At 60.3% G+C, this 18,111-nt stretch carries 15 protein-coding genes; 10 read left to right on the top strand and 5 right to left on the bottom strand.

From position 1 onward, the window contains the following. Positions 1 to 2: 2 nt before the first annotated feature. Positions 3 to 3,854: a patatin-like phospholipase domain-containing protein gene (locus OHL23_RS05805; protein ID WP_263350831.1), complete on the bottom strand. Its 3,852-nt coding sequence runs from the start codon at positions 3,852 to 3,854 to the stop codon at positions 3 to 5. 281 nt (positions 3,855 to 4,135) lie between these two features. Here OHL23_RS05805 and OHL23_RS05800 point away from each other — a divergent pair, with 281 nt between their 5' ends. The 4 genes from OHL23_RS05800 to OHL23_RS05785 all read left to right on the top strand — a co-directional run bounded on the left by OHL23_RS05800 (position 4,136) and on the right by OHL23_RS05785 (position 9,583). Next, entirely contained in the window at positions 4,136 to 5,266 is a 1,131-nt protein-coding gene (locus OHL23_RS05800) for an acyltransferase family protein (RefSeq protein ID WP_263350830.1), read from the top strand. Between the two features lie 15 nt (positions 5,267 to 5,281). Then, positions 5,282 to 5,755 carry a 2-amino-4-hydroxy-6-hydroxymethyldihydropteridine diphosphokinase gene (gene folK / locus OHL23_RS05795; protein ID WP_263350829.1) on the top strand — a complete coding sequence of 158 codons (474 nt, stop codon included), beginning with the start codon at positions 5,282 to 5,284 and terminating at the stop codon, positions 5,753 to 5,755. An 18-nt stretch (positions 5,756 to 5,773) separates the two neighbouring features. Then, positions 5,774 to 8,230, top strand: a complete 2,457-nt coding sequence (locus OHL23_RS05790) for a TonB-dependent receptor (RefSeq protein ID WP_263350828.1) — start codon at positions 5,774 to 5,776, stop codon at positions 8,228 to 8,230. 195 nt (positions 8,231 to 8,425) lie between these two features. Further along, positions 8,426 to 9,583: a VWA domain-containing protein gene (locus OHL23_RS05785; protein ID WP_263350827.1), complete on the top strand. Its 1,158-nt coding sequence runs from the start codon at positions 8,426 to 8,428 to the stop codon at positions 9,581 to 9,583. Positions 9,584 to 9,703: 120 nt separating this feature from the next. On the opposite strand, the gene OHL23_RS05780 is transcribed toward OHL23_RS05785, so the two are convergent. Further along, complete coding sequence (locus OHL23_RS05780; RefSeq protein ID WP_263350826.1) at positions 9,704 to 10,033, bottom strand: PadR family transcriptional regulator; 330 nt, start codon at positions 10,031 to 10,033, stop codon at positions 9,704 to 9,706. 244 nt (positions 10,034 to 10,277) lie between these two features. Here OHL23_RS05780 and OHL23_RS05775 point away from each other — a divergent pair, with 244 nt between their 5' ends. Further along, the gene (locus OHL23_RS05775; protein ID WP_263350825.1) at positions 10,278 to 10,814 is read left to right on the top strand and encodes a tetratricopeptide repeat protein; all 537 of its coding nucleotides are present in this window, start codon (positions 10,278 to 10,280) and stop codon (positions 10,812 to 10,814) included. Between the two features lie 30 nt (positions 10,815 to 10,844). On the opposite strand, the gene OHL23_RS05770 is transcribed toward OHL23_RS05775, so the two are convergent. The 3 genes from OHL23_RS05770 to OHL23_RS05760 are packed head-to-tail and all read right to left on the bottom strand — an operon-like array spanning position 10,845 to position 12,593. Next, entirely contained in the window at positions 10,845 to 11,330 is a 486-nt protein-coding gene (locus tag OHL23_RS05770) for a GNAT family N-acetyltransferase (protein ID WP_263350824.1), read from the bottom strand. Between the two features lie 49 nt (positions 11,331 to 11,379). After that, positions 11,380 to 12,282, bottom strand: a complete 903-nt coding sequence (locus OHL23_RS05765) for a hypothetical protein (protein WP_263350823.1) — start codon at positions 12,280 to 12,282, stop codon at positions 11,380 to 11,382. Continuing rightward, the gene (locus OHL23_RS05760) at positions 12,279 to 12,593 is read right to left on the bottom strand and encodes a PadR family transcriptional regulator (RefSeq protein ID WP_263350822.1); all 315 of its coding nucleotides are present in this window, start codon (positions 12,591 to 12,593) and stop codon (positions 12,279 to 12,281) included. The genes OHL23_RS05765 and OHL23_RS05760 overlap by 4 nt, the downstream gene beginning before the upstream one ends. A gap of 189 nt (positions 12,594 to 12,782) precedes the next feature. Here OHL23_RS05760 and OHL23_RS05755 point away from each other — a divergent pair, with 189 nt between their 5' ends. The 5 genes from OHL23_RS05755 to OHL23_RS05735 all read left to right on the top strand — a co-directional run bounded on the left by OHL23_RS05755 (position 12,783) and on the right by OHL23_RS05735 (position 18,044). Then, positions 12,783 to 13,556, top strand: coding sequence for an ABC transporter ATP-binding protein (locus OHL23_RS05755; RefSeq protein ID WP_263350821.1), 774 nt, complete (start codon positions 12,783 to 12,785; stop codon positions 13,554 to 13,556). After that, positions 13,549 to 15,384 carry a hypothetical protein gene (locus OHL23_RS05750; RefSeq protein WP_263350820.1) on the top strand — a complete coding sequence of 612 codons (1,836 nt, stop codon included), beginning with the start codon at positions 13,549 to 13,551 and terminating at the stop codon, positions 15,382 to 15,384. The genes OHL23_RS05755 and OHL23_RS05750 overlap by 8 nt, the downstream gene beginning before the upstream one ends. A gap of 120 nt (positions 15,385 to 15,504) precedes the next feature. After that, complete coding sequence (locus OHL23_RS05745; RefSeq protein ID WP_263350819.1) at positions 15,505 to 15,750, top strand: hypothetical protein; 246 nt, start codon at positions 15,505 to 15,507, stop codon at positions 15,748 to 15,750. Positions 15,751 to 15,798: 48 nt separating this feature from the next. Beyond that, positions 15,799 to 16,932 carry a tRNA guanosine(34) transglycosylase Tgt gene (gene tgt, locus OHL23_RS05740; protein WP_263350818.1) on the top strand — a complete coding sequence of 378 codons (1,134 nt, stop codon included), beginning with the start codon at positions 15,799 to 15,801 and terminating at the stop codon, positions 16,930 to 16,932. Continuing rightward, a complete protein-coding gene (locus tag OHL23_RS05735; protein ID WP_263350817.1) occupies positions 16,929 to 18,044 on the top strand; it encodes a glycoside hydrolase family 76 protein in 1,116 nt (371 codons plus the stop codon). Before tgt ends, OHL23_RS05735 begins: the two co-directional genes overlap by 4 nt. The last annotated feature ends 67 nt before the right edge of the window (positions 18,045 to 18,111 follow it).

The raw sequence follows: 18,111 nt of genomic DNA, 5'->3' as shown, positions 1-18,111 counted from the left end.
CGCTACTCAATCACCCCAGCCACCGGCGGCAACCCAAGCTCCCGCCGCGCAAACAGCCGGAATTCCACCGAATACATCGGCGCATGGCGGGTCCACGCATCCCGCACCAGCGTCACCCGGCACCATCGCCGGAAGAGGCAGATCCACCACTCCGCATGCGGCGAAACTCGGTTATCCGGAAACGCCAGCAACAGATCCGTGTACACGGTATACATAAAGTCCAACAGTGAACTCGCAAACTGCCCCGGATATAGCCTGCTCTGCAGATCGACGCCGGGCGCAATCCACCCCACCAGCGCAGCTTCCGTCACCGGCCTCGGATCAGTCAGCGCAGCCTCCAGCCCCACCAGCTCCTTACGCTCGCGAAGCTCCTTCAAAATCGCCTCATACAGCTTCATGTGATCGCCAAGATACTTCTCCATCTCCGGCGTCCGCGGATACCAGATCGCATACATCCGCTCAAACAGCGTCTCAATCTGCGCCCGATCGCCAACCTCAGTCTCGGTTGGCGGCAGCGCCGGCTTGATCGTCGTCATCGCCACATGATGACCTAGCCTGCGATAAGCCTCGAACTTCGACTCCGTGAACCACTGGTTCGCCGTCGAATCCTGCGGAAACGTAGGCGACTTCAGTTGATACGCCAGCAGATCCGGCGGCTCATCCCCCACCAGCGAAGACTTCATATACACGATCACCCCTGTAAAGAGATCAGTCTCATCATCGTCCAGGCATCCGCAGCCCGTTCTCTTATCCGGGGTATCTACCACCGAAGCCCACGGCGGAGGATACCGAATCGTCCCCACCACGCAATGCGTCTTGCTATACCCGGTTTCAGGATCGATCCGCAGAGGCCTTAAATCCAGATCAATCTCCGCTCCAAAATCCGCGCGGCACTTGGTGATCGCCATGCCCATGCCACCGAAGGACATATCGGCATCTTCCTCCGCGTCACACACCACGATGAACCGGCAGCGCCGCCGCACCAGTTCATACAGACCCATATTTTCAAAGTGGCCGCCGTCGCTCAGGTTCACATAAGCCGCATCGTCCCCCACAGCCCCGAACAACTCCTGAAACAGGCTCAGCAATGCGAACTTAGGCGTCGCCCGGCCTTTGCCCGCCGCCCACATATCCTTCCTGCGCGGATTCGAAATCCACCACCCCAGCCGCACGTTAAACAGCGTCATCAGAAACGCCAGCGCCGGATTCGTGTTGTACCCCATATTCGGATTCGCCGCCGCTCCCGATATCGCCACTGCCGAGTCCACGTGAATCCCGCCGCGCTGCTGGCCCTTGTCCTTCGGATAAGCATAGAAGTCCGTAGGAACATACCCGTTGAAACTTACATTCTCGTTTACGCCATCCGTCCATCCCACGCTGTAACCGGAGTACATCGGCGTAAAGGCAAAGCTCGTCCCCTTCCGCTCCTGCGTCGCCATATCTTCCCCGGTCGTCAGATTCAGAGTCGCGCAAAAGATCGGAAACGGCCCCTCATACCTGCCCATCTCGCCCGTTGTCGAAGATCGCAAGTAATTCGCCGGCAACAACTCGGTGACAAACGGAGGCAGCGTTTGAACCCTTCCCTCGTACTCAGCCAATCCCCGCCCATCAAAGCCCGTAAACGGGTCCGGCTGCCGCCTTCCCGGAACCACAGCGCCGAGATAACACCGCGACAGCCGGTTCCTGTAAAACGTGTGCATCGAAAACTCGTTGATATCCACGCGCCTTCCAAAGAGCCACGCGATCAGCGCCGCCGCAATCAGACACATCGCGTCCGCCGCAAAAAATGCCATCCCCTTCGAATTGAAGTTTAGCGGGCATAGCTCCAGGGCATGCGTCAGCGCATCCACACCCATCGACGCCCCAAACGACAACACCAGCAGCAGACTCACCATCGCAAACGGAGCCGCAATCAGCGCCACCAGATCCATCGGCTTGTATCCCAGAATGCCCTTGTCCGTCGGCTTGCCATCGCTCTTCCCGCTTGCCCCGCCAAGAACAGTCGTCAGATGCGCCACAACAAACCCGATCACTGCACTCCACTTACCCGTAGGACCGAATGTGCCAACCCAATACCCCACATACGGCCCAAGAAGCGTCACCCCCACCACACCAGCCCATAGCAACGCATACAACAGCGACCAGGCCCGCAAACGCGCCAGCCACTCGCGCTGCATATCCCGGTAATCTCTCCCAACCAGCCCCAGCGTCAACTCAATCGCGACATAGGGCACGCTCAACAGCAACGCAGGCAGCAGCGTCAGTTGAATTCGCCAGGGATCCAACAGCACTCCACCCATCGCAGTGCCCGCTCCATTCAGCGAACCCTCCAGGCTCGCGTGAAAATCCGTTGCAACACCGCTCACAGCGAATTTCAACACCTGCCGGGCCGTCTCTGCCGTCCCCCCGACCATGCCAATTCTGGAAGCCATCAAGCATCCAAACTCCACGACAGCCCGCACACAGCCCCACCCGACGGCGCACGCGACCGCAGTCGCAAACAATCCAGCCATCGCAAACCAGAATCCCGCGGCCCCACTGCTCCCAGCTTCGTGATAATGCGCATGCGCCGCAGGAGCCCGGCCCGCGAAGATCACAATCTGCGTGAGCACCAACGTCAGAACACATGCCACCAGAATCGGAATCCAAAATAATCCCGATTCCAACCCGGGATGAACCGAAACCCAGTAACTCAGCCAAACCGCGCCGCTCAGCCACGGCAAGATGATCCACTTCACCACGTCGCCATTCGCAAGCAGCTTCTTTGCGGAATCGCCTTCCTTCGCAGCAGCTCTCTCTTCGTGCAGCAAAAGGTTTTTCGAGAGCTTCACCAGAGACACGACGGCAAAAATCAGCGCGGCCAGACCCGAAATCCACCACAACGCCGAGCTTCCCCTCCAACCGGCCAGAGACAGGTCTTCCGAGACCGCACGGGGCACAAGGAAATGCACGAGGAACAATCCAACTCCAAAGCTCGCCAGAATCGGAATCTGGTTCAGGATCGAGTTGCGCATCCAGATCGCAAACATCGTCCACATATCCGCCCCAAAGAGCCCACGCGACGGCGTCAGGTAACTTGCGTATCGCTTCAGCCATTGGATCGGTTCAGGAGATCGCGGCAGGCATCCCGGCTCCGCCTGCGGAATCAGTTCCCGCACCACCGATCGCCTATTGCCGTTGCGCAGAATCCATCCCGCCAGAAACTCGTGTATATATCCCCCTCCGGAAACCGAAGAGAGGTAGTCGATATACGGCAGCATCCCAAGCTGCGCCAACCCCTGCGCTACTCCCAGATTGAAGGTCGCGCTTCGAATCCCGCCTCCGGAAAAGCAAACTCCGGTCAGACCCTCCCGCGCCACTTCCTCATAAATATCCCCGTCCCACTTGCCCCGGCGACGCGCGATTCTCTCCTGCTCCACCAGCCACTTGCTCGGCATGTAATACCGCCGCGCCCCCACAAACTGTTGCAGCTTCGGATCCTTCAGCAGCGCCTCATAAAGCTTCACTTTCCTGCTCTTCCAATTCTGCGTGCCTGCGGGATCGTCCCGAAAATAGATCTCCCCAAAGCGCAGCTCCGTCGGGAACTGCTTGTCCACCACCTCCTTCACTAGGCGAGCCTTCGTCTCCACCGAGTCATCGACAACACTCCCACTCTGCAGAAAACAGAGTTGAACGAGCCGCTGCAACAGTTCTTTGTTCTCCTCCTTCGCGAGCGCAGTCTCGAGTGCGGCTTTGGTATAGGGCTTTCCCTCGATCCACACCTCATCGGGAAACAGAAGCTCGGCTAGTCGCCGGCAATACGACTCGTCCGGCAACTCTCCCAGCACCGCTTCCGTGGTCTTCGCATCGCTCATTGCGCCTCCGTCCCCGTGCCAGCTTGGGCACACCTTCCCTTGTCAATTCCAGTTCTCTCTTCGCCCTTAATAACGCAAATCGCCGCGCGATTCCCTTCTCCAGGCGCAAAGGACTCTTGGGGAAACTTGCCAGCGATTAAACCACGCCCCCCATCTGCCCGAACACAAGAATCCGCATCTCCTTTTCGGCATCCGCGACTGCCCTCGCTGCGACGTTCGAACGCATGACCATCGTGTCTTCTCGCAGACGGTAAAATCCGGCCGCCTGAGCTGCGAATGCTATGTTGAAAACAGAAGAGATCCAGTTCGCTGAGTTCCGTGCTCTGCTCCTTGCCCTTATGAAGAACACCGTCAAGCTCAACAACATTCAGGTTCTCCGCGCCTTTGCCGCCGCTGTCGTGGTCGTCTTCCACACCGGCTTTGCATTCCCGTTTCTGCGCCCATTCGGATCATTCGGCGTCGACGTCTTCTTTGTGATAAGCGGCTTCATCATGGCGCGCATCCTTGACCCATCCAGTGATTCCAGTAGCGACTTTTTCTTTCGCCGCCGCGTCCTGCGCATCGTGCCGCCTTATTGGTGCTGCACCATCCTGCTTTACCTCATCGCGATGCGCATTCCTCAACTGATGGGCGCAACCCGGGCTGACGTCGTCGATCTCTTCAAAAGCCTCTTGTTCATCCCGTTCACCAAGGGCAGCGGACTCATCCAGCCTCTCCTCTTCATAGGCTGGAGTCTCAACTACGAGATGTACTTCTATCTCGCCCTGGCCATCGGCCTGCTCATCCACAAGCGTCACGCGGTCTGGTTCGGCGGAGCCATCGTCCTGCTCACCATGGTCGCGTGCATGCCCTTCGCAGCCAACAATGTACTCGCACGCTTCTACTCCCGTGAGATCGTCCTCGAGTTTCTCCTCGGCATCTTCAGCTACTACCTCTGCCGCGCCGTCTCCGACCAGAAAGCTCACAGCCTTCGAGTGCCCGCGCTCGTCCTCTGCGTCACCAGCGCTCTCCTGCTCATTGCCATCCAGGGAATCTTCCCTCGCGACATCTTTCCCTTCAACAGCTCCCGCGTTCTCACTCTCGGCGTTCCGGCATTCCTGCTGGTCACAACGGCCAGCCTGCTCTCTCAGGCCGGTTGGGACACGCGGCTCCGCTCGCTCGTTCTGGTCGGCGACGCCAGCTACATCCTCTACCTCATTCACCCCTACTGCGAATACTCTCTCGACCGCTTCTTCGGCGCGCGCCTCCACTGGCTCAGAAGCCAGACCGCCACCGGCGCATTCCTCGGCGTTTCCATCTCGCTCCTTCTGGCCGTCGTCCTTCACCTCTACTGCGAACGCCCCACTGTCCGCTTCCTCAACCGCACCTTCGGCGGAAAACGCAAATCCACCGAATTTGCCAACCCGGCCTGACGCCCCCTAACCAGCATGGAAACCGCCTACATCGCCCTCGGCTCCAACCTTCCCAGCTCTGCGGGGTCTCCCAGCCAGACTCTCGATGCGGCCATCCTCCAGCTCGCCGAACTGGGCCGCCTCCTAGCCCAATCCTCCTACTACCCCACCGAGCCAGTCGGATACGCCGAACAACCCGTCTTCCTCAACGCCGCCATCGCACTCAAAACCGCACTCGGACCCCAGATCCTCCTCGACCATCTCCTCGAAATCGAACGCACCTTCGGCCGCGATCGCTCGCACGGCATCCCCAACGGACCGCGCACCCTCGATCTCGACCTGCTCCTTTACGGCGACTGCATCATAAAAACCCACAGCCTCCAGTTGCCTCATCCACGCATGGCGCAGCGCTCTTTTGTACTCATACCCATGGCCGAGATCGCACCGGACCTGATTCACCCGGAACTCCGGAAAACCATGTCACAATTATTGAAAGACCTGTCCCAGTAAGCAGAGGATTTCCGAAAAATGTTAGACGCGAACGCCGCCCTGCGCGCGAAAGTGTCGAATCCGCCTCTCTACCGAGTCAGCGTCGCGCTGGCAGCGCTCTTCTGCGTGCTCGCGCTTCTTTTCTTTGCATCACCGCGTGCGGAAGCTCAGGCCAACGACGGAACCGCGCAAGCTCTGAAGCAAATCACCGGCCTAGTCGTAGATCAAACTGGAGCGGTAATCCCCGGCGCAGAGATTCGCGATACCGCAACCGGCAAGCTCCTCGGCGTCACTGACGCCTCCGGCCAACTCACGCTCACTTGCGCTGCACCTTGCAGCGTCCGCATCTTCGCCAGGGGTTTCAATCCGACTAACACGGAGTGGCGCGACGGCTCGAGGATAGCTCTGGCCATTGACCCTAGGAGTTCAGGCCCAGTATCCGATACTGGTCCACCTATTCCCGTAGACCGGCCAGCCATCGACGCTCGCATCGAATACACTCAGCAACCCACCACCCCACCGGCTCCCGCCAGCGTCATCCCGCCCGTCCAGGACACAGTCTCCGTCACCGCATACCGCACCCCGCTCGGCGAACTCGAAAGCCCAGCCAGCACCCGCACGCTCACCACCCAGGACCTCCAGCAATCCGCCGCGATCACCCTCGACGGCCAGCTCCGCCTCATCCCCGGCGCAGAAACCTTCCGCCGCTCCAGCTCGCTCGTCGCCAACCCATCCTCGCAGGGCATCAGCCTGCGCGGCCTCGGGTCTACATCGGCCAGCCGCACCTTGGTCACCGAAGACGACATCCCCCTCAACGACGCCTTCGCCGGCTGGATCCACTGGGAAGAGCTACCCGAGCTCTCCATCCACTCCGTCGAAGTCGTCCGCGGCGGCGCCAGCGACCTCTACGGCTCCTCAGCCATCGGCGGCGTCATCAACGTCATGCAGGAGCACCCCGCAGGCAACCTCGCCGAACTGAAATCCGACTACGGCTCCGAAGACACCTACGACACCAGCCTGCTCCTCGAGGGCAAGCACGGCCCCTGGGGAGCGCTCGCCACCGGCGGCATTCTCGGCACCGACGGCTACATCCTGACCGCACCCAACCAGCGCGGCCTCATCGACGTCCCATCCAACGTCCACGCCCAGAACGGCTTGGCGCTCATCGATCATCAACGGGGCGGGTTACGCCTCTTCCTGCGCGGCTCCGCAATGAACGAAGCCCGCAACAACGGCACCCCAGTCCAGAAAAACGGCACGCGCCTATGGCGTTTCTCTACCGGCAGCGACTGGAAGCCAACCGGCGACGGATTCCTGAACGGCAGCACGCTCACCTTCCGCGCCTACGGCTCAGCCCAGCACTACCGCCAGACCTTTTCGACCATCGCCACCAATCGCAACTCTGAAATCTTGAACCGTTTCGCTAAGACCCCCGACGACGAAATGGGCCTCGTCCTCCACTGGAGCAAGCCCATCACGCCCGCGCTGCTCTTCCTCGCCGGAGCAGACACGCACGACGTCCGCGCCGGCGACTTCGAATCCGTCATCAAATCCGGAAATCTCTCCTACGTCAACCTCAACGACCGCCAGCGCCAGACCGGCGCCTACGCCGAACTGCTATGGAGCCGAAAAGCATGGACCATCAGCGGCTCAGGCCGCGTCGACTGGTTCAACAACTTCGACGGACAGCAATGGCTCCCAACCGCCACCCCCGAGCCGCAGATCGCCCAGCATGTCTTCGACCCCCGCCTCGGCATCGCTCGCAAGATAGGCGAGCACTTCGCGCTCACCGGCTCCGGCTTCCGCGCCTATCGCGCCCCCACCGCCAACGAACTCTACCGCTCCACCCAGGTCGGCAGCCTGCTCACCCTGCCCAACAACAACCTCCTCAGCGAACGCGCCACCGGCTGGGAAACCGGCATCGCCATGGAGCAGCGCTGGGGAACCGTACGCACCAGCTACTTCTGGACCCAGGTCAACCGCCCCATCACCTCCCTCACCATCAACACCACCTCGAACCCCATGCAGCTCAAGCGCGAAAACCTCGGCCAGATCGAAAGCCGCGGCGTCTCCCTCGACCTCGAGGTGCAACCCACCCGCTGGATGGCCCTCCAGGGCGGCTACCAATACACCAATGCCGACGTCACCAAAGGCACCGGCGACGCCCCCGCCGGCAACTGGATTCCCCAGGTAGCCCACAACATGGCGTCGGCCCAACTCCGCGCCTATCGCGACTCAATCGGCACTATCAGCCTCCAGGCCCGCATAAGCGGCCACCAGTTCGACGACGACGCCAACGATTATCTGCTCCACAGCTACTTCAAACTCGACGCCTACGCCTCCCACGACTTCGGCAAGCGCATCGAGCTATTCACCTCCGGCGAAAACCTCCTCAATCGCCAGATCGAAGTCGGCCGCACTCCAACCCTGACCCTCGGCACCCCACGCGTAGCCCGTATCGGCTTTCTCTTCAAACTAGGCCCAGCCGCCAAGTAGCCCATTATGCGATTGCCTTGTCAGAGGCCAGTTTTTTTGACTAAGTCCTTTGGACTCTCGCCATAGAGAGCCCCACAATTCCCGCATTGGGAACGGAATCCCCCACCTTCGTGCGGCACAGGAAAAGAACAACCCATCAGCAACTCCGTCACGCTAAACTCCGTCCAACGAACAAGCAGGGCCTGGAGGTAGCTGATGATCCGGTTACGCCTCACTGTTGCTCTCCTCTTCATTCCGTTTGCTCATTTCGCATTCGCGCAGGCGCAAACACCTCCCACACAACAATCTCCCGTCATTACCGCCAATTCCACGATCGTCCTCGTCCCCGCCATGGTCACCACGAAAAGCGGTGAACCTGTCTTCACCCTCGCGGCCAGCGACTTTACCCTCACCGACGACGGCGTCCGTCAGCCACTCACGCTCGAAGAGAACACGGGCGAAGAGCCGATAGCCCTGGTCGTCGCCATTCAAACCGGAGGAGCAGGCGCTCGCGAACTCGGAAAATATCCCACGCTGCCTCTAATGATCGAGAATCTTGTTGGCGATGTCCCGCGCCAGATCGCCGTTGTCACCTTCGACAGCACGCCAAACCTAGCCCTCGACTTCACCGCCGACAACGATCCCCTCGAAGGCGCAATCCGCAACCTCAGCCCCGGAGACAGCGGCGCAGCCATCCTCGATACCCTCGGCTATTCCGTTGACCTCCTCAAGGACCAGCCGCCAAAGTACCGCCGCGCCATCCTGCTCCTGAGCGAGACACAGGACCGCGGCAGCCGGCTCAAGCTCGAAGACGCCCTGCGCGTCATCAGCGATACCAACACCGCCATCTACAGCCTGGGATTCCCTTCCATCCGGGCCGAAGCCGCACGCCGAACAGGCAAAGCCTTCAATGACGACACACCCGGCCCACGCCACGGCTGCATGGGCAAAGACACCCCGGCCGTGACCGACTCCCAACCCGGCGATCCTGACACCTCCACCAGCAGCCGAACCGCAGGCCAACTCGCCAATCAGGCCTACGACTGCCTCGGCCTGCTCGCGCCTCCGCTAGCCCTTGCCAAGATGGCCGTCCTGGCAGGCTTGAGCGGCCTCCAGCGCAATGTCCCTGAAACCGTAGCCGAGCTGACCGGCGGCGAATACTTTCCATTTAAAGACACCAAAGGTCTCGAGCGCGATCTGGAAACCATCTCCAACCACGTCCCCAACCGCTACATGCTGAGCTTCCACCCGGAGTCGCCACACACCGGCCTGCACGCCGTGAGCCTGACCCTGAAAAACTACCCCAACCTCGAATTAGCGGCCAGAAACAGTTATTGGGTTGAAAACGACGCAGTCTCCCCGCCAAAACTCTGACGGAATCTAAAGCATTTTAGGAAATAGTATGGGCCATAAAGAGTGGTGAAGAGTGGCCTTTCCTTGATAGAAAGGCCACGCGAGCATTGCTGTTCCGTTGACACCGTTTCCTAAAATGCTCTAAGCCCCCTTCAACACCAGCGCAATCGCACCCGCAATGCGGTCCCAGTTCTCCATCTCCGCATCCAGTTGCTTCTTGCCCGTCCTTGTAAGCGAATAGAACTTTGCCTTGCGATTGTTCTCCGAAGCCCCCCATTCCGCCTTGATCCATCCCCGATACTCAAGCCGGTGCAGCGCCGGATAAAGCGATCCCTGCCCGATCTGCAGCGCCTCCTTCGAGAGCTGCTGAATGCGCAGCGCAATCCCCCAGCCATGCATCGGCTCCAGCGCCAGCGTCCTCAGGATCAACAGATCCAGCGTGCCTTGCAGCAAATCGTTTGACGTCGCCATCTTCCCTCGACTCCCCTCGGTTCTCGACAAGAGCATGACGCCTGCTCCTGTCGAATGTCAAGGGAGAGCGAATCTTGGTGGGTCAATCTGAAGAGTACGGGCTTCAGCCCGTACATTAAGCCCCGCAATATAAAAGGGCTTTAGCCCCTGAGGGTTAGTCCATTTTCAAACTGGCCCACTGGCCGAATCTTTGGCAAGCGAATCTTCCCGCAGCCTGTCGCGGCCATGCTAAGCTTTCGCTGTCATGACGAGCAACGCCGAGTCGCTTCTGAAACAGGGCTACCAGGCTCGCAGAGACTACCGCTACAACGACGCAAAACTCCTCTACGCCGAAGCAGTCAGCCTGTGCCGCAGCCAAGGCAATCAAGCCCTTCTGGCGCAATCACTCACGCGCCTCGGCGCAAGCGAACGGGACTTAGGTGAAATCGAGGTCTCCCTGGCTCACTACGAGGAAGCAGTCTCGATCTACCGCGCCGTCGACGATCCACTGAGTCTCGCCCACACAATCCGCCACATCGGCGACATTCTCCGCGAATCAAACCGGCTCAACGAGGCAGCCACGGGCTACGCCGAAGCCCTGGAAATCTATCGCCGCCATCCCGGCACAGATACACTCGACCTCGCCAACACCCTCCGCGGTTTCGCCCTGTTGAAAGCCGCCACAGGCGAAAAAGAAACCGCAATATCCCTCTGGCAGGAAGCCGGAAACCTTTACTCTCGGGTCGATGTGCAAGCCGGCGTAACCGAAAGCGAACGCCAAATTGCACTGCTATGTGAGTGAAGTAACACGATTCAGGGCAGCTCCATCTAACTACAACTCCCGCCACATCACCAGCGCATCGACAAACCCCAGCGCCGGATGACGAAAAGCCCCGGGCAGCCGCGCCAGTTCTCGAAACCCATGTTTGCGCCACAGATGCACCGCAGCCTCATTCGTGCTCACCACAAAATTGAACTGCATCGCCCGAAACCCCACGCTCTTCGCAAACTCCAGCGAGTGCCTGCACATCGCGCTAGCGACACCCCGGCCGCCCGCCCAACCAGCCGTCACATACCCGCAATTGGCAACATGCGCCCCGCCACCCATCTGGTTCGCGCGCAGATAATACGCCCCAACTAACAGACCATCCTCTTCGGCGACAAAAACCCGATTCCCATCCGCCAAAAAGTACCGGAACGCCTGCTCGCGCGTCATCTCCACCGGCAGCGCAAAGACCTCGCCAGCGCGAATCACCGGCTCCAGAATCGCCCAAAGCGCATCCCGATCCGCGCCCTCAAAGCTCCGAATCGCAATCATCCGTAAAGTCTAAGAGATCTTCCGCAGACCCGCAGTCAAGAGAAGGACTTCAGGAGCCGGACGAACTGAACAACCCGCTCCAACCCGGATCAAACTCCAGATCGCGCTCAACCCAAAGGTCATACCAGCACCAGCTCCCCTGCATTTCCGCCACATGCAGCAGCCCATGCCCATCCGCGCATGCCAGCTCCGTCCCGCTCCACTCCAGAAAGTTATGCGACGGATTGCCCACCCGCGTCGGCTGGCTCAGCATCCGCAAACACTTCTGGCATCGCTGCTCCTGATTCAGCAGCGCCCACCGCATCCCGATCGTCACAACCAGCGCATACATTCCCAGCTCAAACCAATCCGAGTAGCGCCCAACCAACATCCGCACCAGCCCCGTCGCCACAAGCGTCGCCAGAAAACTCAGCGCCAGCGTCAGCATCCCCTTCGCAGCCAGAAACAAATTCCACTTCGCCCGCGTCGACAGAAAACCTCGCGCCCCCGGATGCTGCCGATTGCACCGCAGCGGCCTCAGCGGATACGTCGCTACCGCCGCAAAGATCGCCGGAGCCGCCACAAGAACAAAGCCCCCAAAGAAATGCGCCGTCAGCAGATGAAAAAACGCAGCCCAGGAATCCTCAACCGCCCGCTCCATCGCCGCGCACAGCAGGCAATAGGCAGCTAGCACCCACAGGCACGAATAAGCCGAACCGAGCACCGCCTCGCGCACCCGGTCCACCCGCAGCCACGCAGCATCGGCCGCCAGCCCATAGACCAAACTTGCCGCATCCTGTAAGGCGCCGCGCTCCCGCCACACGCGCCGGTCGCCATGCCGCCGATGCCACAGCTCCGCCCGCCATTCCTTCACCCAGTCCGCACGGTCCCGCCGGGGAACAAGCCCGCTCGCAAAGGGAAGCAGCCGCTCAATCGCAGCCTCAAGGCGATTCGCAGAATTCACAGGACTCATAGCGACTTCCCCAGCTTCTCCGGCAGCAACCGCGAAAGCAGCGGATACCGCTTCACCGCCGTCGTTTCCACTTCTTTGCCCACCTTGGTCAACTCGTAGTACCGCCGCGCCGGGCGCTGCTCTTTCAAAGCCTCGTCCTCAGCCTCCCAGTTGGAAGAAACCAGCCCATCCCGCTCCAGCCGTCGCAGTGCCGGATAGACCGTGCCGCTCGGCAGCCCGGTGACCTCCATAATCTCGAAGCCGAACTGGTACCCCAGGCTCAGCGCCTTCAGGATAATCGCCACGCTATGGGAAAGCTTTCCGGAACTCATCGCACACTCGCAATCACAATACGTCAGATTCGCACTTGACGTCGATACTTGACGAATTATGAGAAGTGTACTACATAGGGTATGCAGGATAAAAGTAGAAAAGTTCCACAACTCTGGGTGCCCCATCCTTAGCGCAGTCTTATCGCGACAAGGGTGGGTCCCACAAATCCCGACGGTGAAAGGGGAATCATGCTCGAAGTCAGAAACGCCTCCAAGCGCTATCGAACCATCCCCGCAGTCCAGAACGTCAGCTTTACGCTGTCCGAGGGCGAAATCCTCGGCTACCTCGGCCCCAACGGCTCCGGCAAATCCACCACCGTCAAGATGATCACCGGCATGATCGAGCCCACCGACGGCGAAATTCTCTTCCGCAGACGCAACATCCACGACGATCTCTCGGCCTTCCGCGCCCATCTCGGCTACGTCCCCGAAGAAGCCCAGGTCTACACCCACCTCTCCGGCCTCGAATATCTCCAGCTCGTCGGACGCCTTCGTGGTATGCCAGAAAAGCTCATCGACGCCAAGGCCCGCAGCCTGCTCGCGCTCTTTTCGCTCGAATCCTCGCAATACTCGGCCATTTCCGACTACTCCAAGGGCATGAAGCAGCGTGTCCTGCTCTCAGCAGCGCTCATGCACGACCCTGCCCTGCTCATCTTCGACGAACCGCTATCCGGCCTCGACGCCGTCACCGCCCGCCTCTTCAAAGACCTGCTCGTCCTGCTAGCCCGGGAAGGGAAGGCCATCCTCTACATCTCCCACGTCCTCGAAGTCGTCGAACGCGTCTGCGACCGCGTCATCATCCTCTCCAAAGGCAAAGTAGTCGCCGATGCCGCCCCCAGCAAACTCACCGAACTCACCCGGCTGAAAGACCTCGAAAGCGTCTTCGCCCAGCTAGTCCAGCAAACCGACACCGAACAGCTAGCCCGCGATTTAGTCGGAGTAATGAAGGTGCAACATGCCTGAACCCACCCAGAAATTCGCAGTCGATCTGCATGCGTCCTCTCATGAACTGGGTGCCCCATCCATGGCGCGCAGTTTGCGACATGGGTGGGTACGACAAATCTCCCGGCCTCAACCCTCGCGCGCCCAAATCCTCTATCACCACTTCTTCCGCCGCTTCTTCGACAACGACACTCTTTCTATCGACGGCGAAACCGAAACCACCGTCATCCGCGCCCTCTGCGGAGCGGCCGTCCCCGGCCTCATGGTCGCCTTCTGGCTGCTGCCTCACTACCCCAACCGCAACCTGTGGGCCACAGCCGCCGACCGCTACTTCTTCGTCCTCTTCAGCTTCGTAGTCATGGGAGCCGTCACCACCTTCGAGTGGGAGATGCTCTTTCCCGATCGCGCTGACTTCCTGATCCTCCTGCCCCTCGGACTCAAATCCGGCGAACTCTTCCTCGCCAAAGCCAAAGCCCTGCTCGCCTTCCTCGGCATGTTCCTCGTCGCCGTAAACATCTTCCCGCTCATTCTGTATTCCGCCCTCAGCACCCGCCCCGGCGGCAACGTCGCCCACACCGTACTCAGTCACTTCGTCGCGACGACGCTCTCCGGCATCTTCGCCGCTTTCGCCATGCTCGCCCTGCAAGGGCTTACCGTCTGCCTGCTTCCTCCGGCATGGTTCCGAACCGTCTCCACTCTGCTCCAGTCACTCTCCGTCACCGCACTCCTGCTTCTCTTCCTGCTTTTCCCCCTATGCGGCAACCACATGCAGACACTCCTCGAAGGCCGCTCCTCCTTCGCCACCTGGGTCCCACCCCTCTGGTTCCTCGGGCTTTACGCACATCTCTCAGGCTCCGCCCCTGCCGCAGCTCAAAAACTCGCCACCTGCGGCCTCATCGCAACCGCTATCGCCGCCACTATCGCCATCCTCACTTACCCGCTCGCCTGGTCGCGGCAACGAAAGCGCGCCATCGAAGGCTCTCCGTCCTCCGGCGCCCAACCCCGCAATCTTCTCGCCGTAATTCTTCGGAAAACCCTGCTCAAGCAGCCCCAGCACCGCGCCATCTTCCACTTCATCGGTCAGACCATCGCCCGCAACCCCCGCTACCAGGTTTACCTCGCCCTCTATGCCGGAGTCGGCCTCGCACTCGCCCTCTGCACCATCGTCACCTTCCATCTGTCGCCCAGCCACATCCTCACCCCGGCCCTCTGGCAACCCGGACTGCACGCCTTGCTGCCCCTCCTGCTCTTCTGGATGGTCTCCGGTCTCGGAGCCGCCTTCAGCTTCCCCGTCGACATGCGCGCCCGCTGGGTCTTCCCCATCAACCTCAAACTGACCCCAAACCAGCGCGAATCAGAGTCAGAACCCGGGCCAAACCCCTACGCCTTCCCCGGCCGCGCAGCAAAATCAGCCAAACTCTTCACCTTCCTTTGCAGCCTCACGCTCACCGCCGCCATCCTCGCCATCCTCCTCGCCCTCCACGGGAGCTACCTCAACCTGCTCATTCAGGCCATCTACGGCTGTGGCCTGTCCCTCTTTTTCGCGGACCTCTTCTTCCTCGGCCGCACCCAGATCCCGTTCACTCGCCCGCGCTTGCCCGGCCGCACCAACCTCGCCATCGTCTTCACGCTCTATGCAGTCCTTTTCCCGACACTCACCCTGTTCACCGTCAACTGGGAACTGAAGACCGAAACTCGTCCAATCCTGATCCTCCGAACCATCTTGGCCATAGCCGCCCTGCACCTCATCCTCAAGACAATCGACAAACTAGCCACCGAAGGCATCATCGGCGGCTTCCCCGAAGACGAAACCGACGAAGGCCCCCAAACCCTGAACCTCTTCCAGTAAGACCGTCTCGCTTTCTAAATGCTTGTCATCCTGAGCGCAGCGAAGGATCTGCTTTTCCACCGCCCCCACTTGCGTGCAATTTCCCCTCTCTTTGCTACCGTCAAAGGTAAGGAGTAACCAATGGCGAACTGTCCAACAATTACCTTGACGGAAATCACAGCCGACAAATACCAGTCGCTTCTCGCAACGGCAAAGGCGCAAGGCCTCGACCTGACAGGCGAAAGCGGCAGCACCACCTACCAGGAGATGGATTTCACCTGGCAATACAGCGCCGCAGCCGCTTCCCTGATCATCCAGTGCACCAACAAACCCTTCTTCGTGCCCTGCAGCATGATCGAGTCCCGCATTCGTGCCCTCATCTGCTAAGAATTGACATGAAAGCATCGCGGAGGGACCAGCATCTAGAATCAATCTGTGGCCCTCCGCTTCGAACTCCTCAGTACGCACTCCTCCGGTGCACGCCGCGCCCGCCTTCACCTCCCCCACCAGACCGTAGAAACCCCGGTCTTCATGCCCGTAGGCACACAGGGAACGGTCAAGGCCGTCCCGCAAGGCATCCTCGAAGAACTCGGCCCAGACAGCCAGGGCGCGCAGATCATCCTCGGCAACACCTACCACCTCTACCTGCGCCCCGGCCACGACCTAATCGCCCGTCTAGGCGGCCTGCACAAGTTCATCAGCTGGCCCCGCGCCATGCTCACCGACTCCGGCGGATTCCAGGTCTTCTCGCTCTCCGGTCTCCGCAAAATCTCCGACGAAGGCGTTCGCTTCCGCTCCCACCTCGACGGCAGCAGCCACATGTTCTCGCCCGAACACTCCATGGATGTCCAGATCGCCCTCGGCGCCGACATCTGCATGGCCTTCGACGAGTGCACCGAGCACCCCGCCGACGAAGCCCGAGCCGCCGAAAGCCTCCGCTACACCATGGCCTGGGCCGCCCGCTCGCTCAACCACTTTCGCGCCAACCAGCACAAAGTCCCCTGGCACAAAGAAATCATCAACTCTGACGGCACCCTCGGGACCCAAAGCTTGTTCGGAATCGTCCAGGGCGGCATGTACCCGCACCTCCGCCGCGAGAGCGCCGAGCGCCTCGTAGAACTGGACTTCGACGGCTACGCCATCGGCGGCCTAAGCGTCGGCGAACCCCGCGAACTCACTCGCGAAGTCATCTCCACCGTCCTGCCCCTGCTCCCAAAAGACAAGCCCCGCTACGTCATGGGCGTAGGCTTCCCCGACGAAATCGTCGAATACGCCCGCATGGGCGTCGACATGATGGACTGCGTCATCCCCACCCGCGCCGCCCGCCACGGCCTGTTATTCACCAGCCAGGGCCGCATGAATATCAAAAACCGCCAGTTCGCCGAAGACCAGAACCCACCCGACCCAGCCTGCACCTGCCCCACCTGCAGCCGCTACAGCCGCGCCTACCTCCGCCACTTAATGCAAACTGGCGAACCCCTGGGCGGCACATTAAACAGCATCCACAACCTCGCCTTCTATCTGACCACCATGGCCAACCTGAGAAGGGAACTCGAGGTCAATCCATGAGCCATATCTATACAGCACAAAAGCTCCTGTTTTGGAACATAGCAATTCTTTGCATCCTCGGCTCAATCCCTGCCGGTTCGATTGCTCAGACCACCCCAACCAGCCCCGCGGCGAATTCCTACCCTCAGCATGCAGCTCTCGCCATACAATCCCTTCAAGCCTGGTATGACCTCGACACCGGCCTCTACAAAACGACAGGCTGGTGGAACTCCGCGAATGCAATCACAGTGCTCGCTGACTACGCGAAGATAACCCAGTCTCGCGACTACGACTTCGTCTTCTCCAACACCCTGTCTCGTGCGCAAAAAGAGGGTCCCGGCTTCATCAATCGATACTATGACGACGAAGGCTGGTGGGCTCTTGCATGGATCGATGCCTATGGCATCACGCATGACCCGCGCTATCTCGATGCCGCAAAGAACATCTTCTCCGACATGACCTACGGCTGGGACAACACCTGCTCCGGCGGAATCTGGTGGAGCAAAGACCGCAACTACAAGAACGCCATCGCCAACGAACTCTTCCTCTCCGTCGCCGCACAACTTGCCAATACCACCGCCAACCCCCAGGAACGATCCGCCTATCTCGCATGGGCCAATCGCGAATGGAAATGGTTCTCTCACTCCGGCATGATCAATGAAGATCACCTCGTCAACGACGGCCTCACCAGCGGATGCAAAAACAACCAGAAGACAACCTGGACTTACAACCAAGGCGTAATCCTGGGCGGACTCGCCGCGTTGCACCAGGCGAACCACGCCCCTGCCACTCTGGCGCAAGCGAAGGCGATCGCCGAAGCAGCACTATCGAAGCTCACCGATGCCCAGGGCATTCTCCACGACAGCTGCGAACCCAAGTGCGGCGCAGACGGCACCCAGTTCAAAGGCATCTTCGTCCGCAATCTACGCGCTCTCGACGAAATTGATCCCCTGCCACGATATAGCAGCTTCGTCCTGACCAACGCCGACAGCATCTGGAGCCAGGTTCATCCCCCCGACTATCATCTTGGCGAGGTCTGGACTTCACCCTTCGGCGCAGCCGACGCCAGCACCCAAAGTTCAGCGCTAGACCTCCTCGTCTCAGCCGCACAAGGGTCAAGAAGACATCACTAACCGAGTCCTCACTCATCGTCCGAGTGCCGGGTGCCCCATCCATGGCGCAGCATGATCGCGACATGGG

Source organism: Acidicapsa acidisoli (assembly GCF_025685625.1).
Taxonomy (GTDB): domain Bacteria; phylum Acidobacteriota; class Terriglobia; order Terriglobales; family Acidobacteriaceae; genus Acidicapsa; species Acidicapsa acidisoli.
This window is presented reverse-complemented; position numbering and strand designations above follow the sequence as displayed.

Bases quoted from the DNA above. Each gene is read 5' to 3' on its own strand.
- OHL23_RS05805 (WP_263350831.1), bottom strand. From the start codon at position 3,854: ATGAGCGATGCGAAGACCACGGAAGCGGTGCTGGGAGAGTTGCCGGAC.
- OHL23_RS05800 (WP_263350830.1), top strand. From the start codon at position 4,136: ATGTTGAAAACAGAAGAGATCCAGTTCGCTGAGTTCCGTGCTCTGCTC.
- folK (WP_263350829.1), top strand. From the start codon at position 5,282: ATGGAAACCGCCTACATCGCCCTCGGCTCCAACCTTCCCAGCTCTGCG.
- OHL23_RS05790 (WP_263350828.1), top strand. From the start codon at position 5,774: ATGTTAGACGCGAACGCCGCCCTGCGCGCGAAAGTGTCGAATCCGCCT.
- OHL23_RS05785 (WP_263350827.1), top strand. From the start codon at position 8,426: ATGATCCGGTTACGCCTCACTGTTGCTCTCCTCTTCATTCCGTTTGCT.
- OHL23_RS05780 (WP_263350826.1), bottom strand. From the start codon at position 10,033: ATGGCGACGTCAAACGATTTGCTGCAAGGCACGCTGGATCTGTTGATC.
- OHL23_RS05775 (WP_263350825.1), top strand. From the start codon at position 10,278: ATGACGAGCAACGCCGAGTCGCTTCTGAAACAGGGCTACCAGGCTCGC.
- OHL23_RS05770 (WP_263350824.1), bottom strand. From the start codon at position 11,330: ATGATTGCGATTCGGAGCTTTGAGGGCGCGGATCGGGATGCGCTTTGG.
- OHL23_RS05765 (WP_263350823.1), bottom strand. From the start codon at position 12,282: ATGAGTCCTGTGAATTCTGCGAATCGCCTTGAGGCTGCGATTGAGCGG.
- OHL23_RS05760 (WP_263350822.1), bottom strand. From the start codon at position 12,593: ATGAGTTCCGGAAAGCTTTCCCATAGCGTGGCGATTATCCTGAAGGCG.
- OHL23_RS05755 (WP_263350821.1), top strand. From the start codon at position 12,783: ATGCTCGAAGTCAGAAACGCCTCCAAGCGCTATCGAACCATCCCCGCA.
- OHL23_RS05750 (WP_263350820.1), top strand. From the start codon at position 13,549: ATGCCTGAACCCACCCAGAAATTCGCAGTCGATCTGCATGCGTCCTCT.
- OHL23_RS05745 (WP_263350819.1), top strand. From the start codon at position 15,505: ATGGCGAACTGTCCAACAATTACCTTGACGGAAATCACAGCCGACAAA.
- OHL23_RS05735 (WP_263350817.1), top strand. From the start codon at position 16,929: ATGAGCCATATCTATACAGCACAAAAGCTCCTGTTTTGGAACATAGCA.